The following is a 4,519-nucleotide window of genomic DNA, read 5'->3' on the forward strand; positions in this document are numbered from 1 at the left end:
ATGAGGATATGACACTTATTGGAGGAATTCCGCCGTGGGTACAAATGTATTTTGAAAGAATTGTAGCACGTACTGGTAAAAAAGTAGGCGAAGTTTTTCCAAACTTTAATTTATTTGCCTACGGAGGTGTTAATTACGAGCCGTACAGAAATAAATTTGAAGAATTAATTGGTAGAAAAGTGGATGCAATTGAAATGTATCCTGCTTCTGAAGGTTTTATCGCCTACCAAGATTCTCAAATCGAAAAAGCAATGATGCTTTTAATAAATAACGGTATTTTTTATGAATTTATTCCTTCTGAAGAATTTTTTAATGAAAACCCAACAAGAATTTCATTAGCAGATGTTAAATTAGGTGTAAATTATGTAATTATTTTAAATACAAATGCAGGCCTTTGGGGATATAATATTGGCGATACTATTGAATTTAAATCTATCAATCCACCAAGAATTGTAGTTTCTGGAAGAATAAAACATTTTATTTCTGCCTTTGGTGAACATGTAATTGGAAAGGAAATTGAAGACTCCATAAATATACATACAATTGATACTGGAATAAGTGTAAGTGAATTTACTGTAGCACCACAAATTACACCAGAAACAGGCCTACCATACCACCAATGGTTTATAGAATTTGATAAAAAACCAGCAGATATTGAAGCTTTTGCAAAAAAAATTGATGCTTCCTTACAGCAACAAAATAGTTATTATTTAGATTTAATAGTTGGTAAAATTTTACAACCATTAAAAATTACTGTGATTGAAAAAGGGGGTTTTAATAAATATATGAAATCTGTTGGAAAATTAGGCGGACAAAATAAAGTACCACGTTTATCTAATGATCGGAAAATTGCGGATGCTTTATTAAAATTTGAAGAAAAATGAAACGAGCATGCTAAAAAGTTTATTGCCTAAAAAATCACTAATCGCGAACGACATGTGACAATTAAAAAAATAATAAAATAGACACATGAAAGTAGTTTCTGTAAATATAGGAGAAAAAAGAACTATTAATTATAAAGGAAAAATTGTAGAAACAGGTATCTTTAAAAGTCCTGTTGAAACTCCAATCTTTTTAGGTGAAAATGATGTAGAAAATGATGCTGTTATAGATAGAAGATACCATGGTGGAATTGATAAAGCAGTATATGCATATTCTGAAAATCATTATAAATACTGGAAAGAAATCTATCCAGAACTAGATTGGAAATTTGGAATGTTTGGAGAGAATTTAACCATTTCAAATTTAGAAGAAACAGAAATCCATATTGGAAATCAATACAAATTAGGTGAAGCAATTATTGAAGTTACGCAGCCCCGAGAACCATGTTTTAAATTAGGACTGGTTTTTAACACTCAAAAAATTTTAAAACAATTTTGGAATTCTACAATGTGTGGTGTTTATTTTAAGGTTTTACAAACTGGAAAAGTAGCTGTTAACGATGCTCTCATTCTTATAAAAAATTGCAAAAATTCTCCAACAATTGCCGAAGTTTACGAAACTAAAAAATAAGATTTCGTAAAAAAAGGGCTCACAAATTGCGAACCCTTTTTTGAATTAAAGAAAGTTTGGTAAATATTTCATTATCATTTTTTAGACAATAAGTCTCTTATTTCTGCTAATAAGTCTTCTTGAGAAGGTCCTTTTGGCGCTTCTGGAGCAGGTTCTTCTTTTTTCTTAGTAGCATTTACAGCTTTTACAACCATAAACATTACAAAAGCAACAATTATAAAGTCAATTACATTTGTTAAAAAATCACCATATAAAACTGCGACTTCTCCAACAATTTCACCAGCTTCATTGGCAACTCCTTCTTTTGCTATATATTTTAAGTCTTTAAAGTTAGAGTTAAATATTAAACCAATAAGTGGAGAAACAATGCCTCCAGTAAATGAAGTTACAACACTTTTAAACGCTGCACCCATTACAAAACCTACTGCAATATCAACAAGGTTTCCCTTCATTGCAAAATCTTTAAATTCTTTTATCATTCCCATTTTATTAAAATTTAGTTAATGCTAAAGTAATAAAAAAAATTATTTCTTTAACATTTTTTTAACAAACGTCTTATTCTTTGTGAAATTGCAGTTAAAATTTCATAAGGAATTGTATTAATTGCAGCTGCTAATGCTTCAATATGAGTTTGATTTTTATATACTAAAACTTCATCTCCTTCAAAACAATCTATTTCGGTTACATTAACCATTATCATATCCATACAAACGTTTCCAACAATGGGAGCTTTTTTATTATTGATGTAAACAAACCCTTTACCGTTGCCAAGTTGTCTAGAAATTCCATCGGCATGACCAATTGGGATAGTTGCCGTTTTTATGGTTGAGTTTGCCTTAAAAGCACGGTTATAACCAACTGTTTCTCCTTTCTCAATAGAATGAATTTGAGAGATTACCGATTTTAAAGTCAATACATTTTTTAAGTTTTTGGTATGTTTTACTTCATTCCCAAAACCTAACAATCCAATTCCAAGTCGCACCATATCAAACTGCGCTTCTTCGGCATAATTAATAATACCTGAAGTATTTAACATATGTTTAAACGGCTTATTTGGCAGTTTTTCTGTAAATTTTGATGCAATAGTTTTAAAACTATTTATTTGTTGCAAGGTAAAAGCGCGTTCATTTAGATCTTCACTCGCAGCAATATGTGAAAAAATTGAAACTACTTTTAAAGCAGTTTGGGTATTTATAATTTTAGCGATTTCAGAAATATCTTTTTCAACAAAACCTAACCTATTTAAACCTGTATTAAATTTTATATGAATTGGGTGATTTTTAATATTTAAAGCTGTTGCTTTTTCAATATAAGCAGTTAATAAATTTATAGAATAAATATTTGGCTCTAAATTATAGCGGATTAATTTTTCAATATTTGCTTTTTGAGGATGCAATACTAAAATTGGAGTTTTAATACCTGCATTGCGTAAAGCAATTCCTTCATCTAAATAAGCAACAGCAAAATACGCGACTTTATTTTTAATGTGATTTGCTATTTCAACAGCAGTAGCACCATAACCAAAAGCCTTCACAACCACAAGCATATTGGTAGTTGTATTTAGTTTAGATTTAAAAAATTGTAGGTTAAAATCAACTGCATTTAAATCTATTTCCAGCACAGAAACGTGGTTATTTTCCATTTTTAAGTTGTTCGGCTTTTTTCTTTTTTTCCTCTTGGATTGCCTTATAATAAGCGGCTCTGCTCAACGGTTCATATTCTTGGGTTTCACCAAGTAACACTAAAGCATCACCTACCGCAGTTCTATGGCTATAATGTGCTAAATTTCCAGTACGCGTACAAACAGCATGAACTTTAGTAACATATTCTGCAGTTGCCATAAGCGCTGGCATTGGTCCAAACGGATTCCCTTTAAAGTCCATATCTAAACCAGCTACAATTACGCGAACACCTCTATTGGCTAAATCGTTACAAACAGCAACAATTTCATCATCAAAAAATTGTGCTTCATCAATACCTACTACTTCAACATCTGTAGCTAAAAGTCGAATATTTCCAGATGAAGGAACAGGTGTAGAACGAATTTCATTAGCATCATGAGAAACAACTTTTTCTTCATCGTATCTTGTATCTATTGCAGGTTTAAAAATTTCCACTTTTTGTTTTGCAAACTGGGCGCGCTTTAACCTGCGGATTAGTTCTTCTGTTTTACCAGAAAACATAGAACCACAAATAACTTCTATCCAGCCAAATTGTTCGGTATGATTTACTGTATTTTCAAGAAACATTTTGTAATTTCACGTTTCAAAGGTTATTGTATTTTTTATATTAAAACGAATGCAATACCAAATAGTATAATTTTTCGAATTAAATAGTTTAATTTGTAATGCAGAAATTACTGTTTTTCTGAACTTTTACAAATTTATTAAAAATAACACATCAATAATCAATAAATAAATCAACTTATGCACAAAAAATTAGAAGCTGAATTGAAGCGTCTGGCACATAGTATTTTAGAACTAAAAAATAACGATGTAACAATTTTGCATAAAAAGGCGCATACTATTTATGAAAAATTAACGGTTTTAAAATTTGTTGAAGAAAATTTAAATAGTTTAGAAAATGTTGATGAAATTAACAATGAAGTTGAAAAAGAAAATAAAACAGCAATAACACAGGAAACAATAACGGCTATTGTTACCGAAGAACCTGCAAGCGTTAAAACTGTTGAATCTATAATTGAAGTAGTAAAAGAAATTGAAGTAGTAAAAGAACGTGAAGAAGATGTGACCTCAACCGAAGAGATGGATTTAGAATTTTCTATTGAAGACACTCCAATAACACAAGAAAATTCACCAGTAACTGTAAAAGAAATTATTGAAGAAATTGTGTTACCTAAAGCTACTTTAGAAGAAGAATTTAAAGACGCCATTTCTGCTGATGTTGCAACCAATCTTTTTGAAAAAGCAACAAAAGAAAATCCTGTTATTGAAGAAAATAAACAACAATCTATTCGTTCAATAAATGATACCTTATTTAAAAGTAA

5 protein-coding genes and 1 pseudogene are annotated in these 4,519 nt (G+C 30.1%); 3 read left to right on the forward strand and 3 right to left on the reverse strand.

Features of this window, described 5'->3' with window-relative positions; all coding sequences use genetic code 11:
• The coding region (locus AB1Z17_RS13040) for a GH3 auxin-responsive promoter family protein (RefSeq protein ID WP_368052214.1) at positions 1-884 on the forward strand (884 nt) is incomplete at its 5' end.
• An 85-nt stretch (positions 885-969) separates the two neighbouring features.
• Positions 970-1,512: an MOSC domain-containing protein gene (locus AB1Z17_RS13045; protein ID WP_368052215.1), complete on the forward strand. Its 543-nt coding sequence runs from the start codon at positions 970-972 to the stop codon at positions 1,510-1,512.
• 74 nt (positions 1,513-1,586) lie between these two features.
• On the opposite strand, the gene mscL is transcribed toward AB1Z17_RS13045, so the two are convergent.
• From mscL to AB1Z17_RS13060, 3 genes are read right to left on the reverse strand one after another with little or no spacing between them, the layout of a single operon-like run.
• Positions 1,587-1,991, reverse strand: a complete 405-nt coding sequence (gene mscL, locus AB1Z17_RS13050; RefSeq protein WP_368052216.1) for a large conductance mechanosensitive channel protein MscL — start codon at positions 1,989-1,991, stop codon at positions 1,587-1,589.
• Between the two features lie 53 nt (positions 1,992-2,044).
• Entirely contained in the window at positions 2,045-3,154 is a 1,110-nt protein-coding gene (alr, locus tag AB1Z17_RS13055; RefSeq protein ID WP_368052217.1) for an alanine racemase, read from the reverse strand.
• A complete protein-coding gene (locus AB1Z17_RS13060; protein ID WP_368052218.1) occupies positions 3,144-3,761 on the reverse strand; it encodes a thymidine kinase in 618 nt (205 codons plus the stop codon). The genes alr and AB1Z17_RS13060 overlap by 11 nt, the downstream gene beginning before the upstream one ends.
• A gap of 177 nt (positions 3,762-3,938) precedes the next feature.
• Here AB1Z17_RS13060 and AB1Z17_RS13065 point away from each other — a divergent pair.
• Positions 3,939-4,519: pseudogene (locus AB1Z17_RS13065) on the forward strand (hypothetical protein); the annotation flags it as partial.

The sequence above is a fragment of the Lutibacter sp. genome (assembly GCF_040883305.1).
In the GTDB taxonomy this organism is placed as follows: domain Bacteria; phylum Bacteroidota; class Bacteroidia; order Flavobacteriales; family Flavobacteriaceae; genus Lutibacter.

What these genes read in the sequence shown, in the direction of transcription:
- AB1Z17_RS13045 (WP_368052215.1), top strand. Translation starts at nt 970, where the DNA reads ATGAAAGTAGTTTCTGTAAATATAGGAGAAAAAAGAACTATTAATTAT.
- AB1Z17_RS13060 (WP_368052218.1), bottom strand. Translation starts at nt 3,761, where the DNA reads ATGTTTCTTGAAAATACAGTAAATCATACCGAACAATTTGGCTGGATA.
- mscL (WP_368052216.1), bottom strand. Translation starts at nt 1,991, where the DNA reads ATGATAAAAGAATTTAAAGATTTTGCAATGAAGGGAAACCTTGTTGAT.
- alr (WP_368052217.1), bottom strand. Translation starts at nt 3,154, where the DNA reads ATGGAAAATAACCACGTTTCTGTGCTGGAAATAGATTTAAATGCAGTT.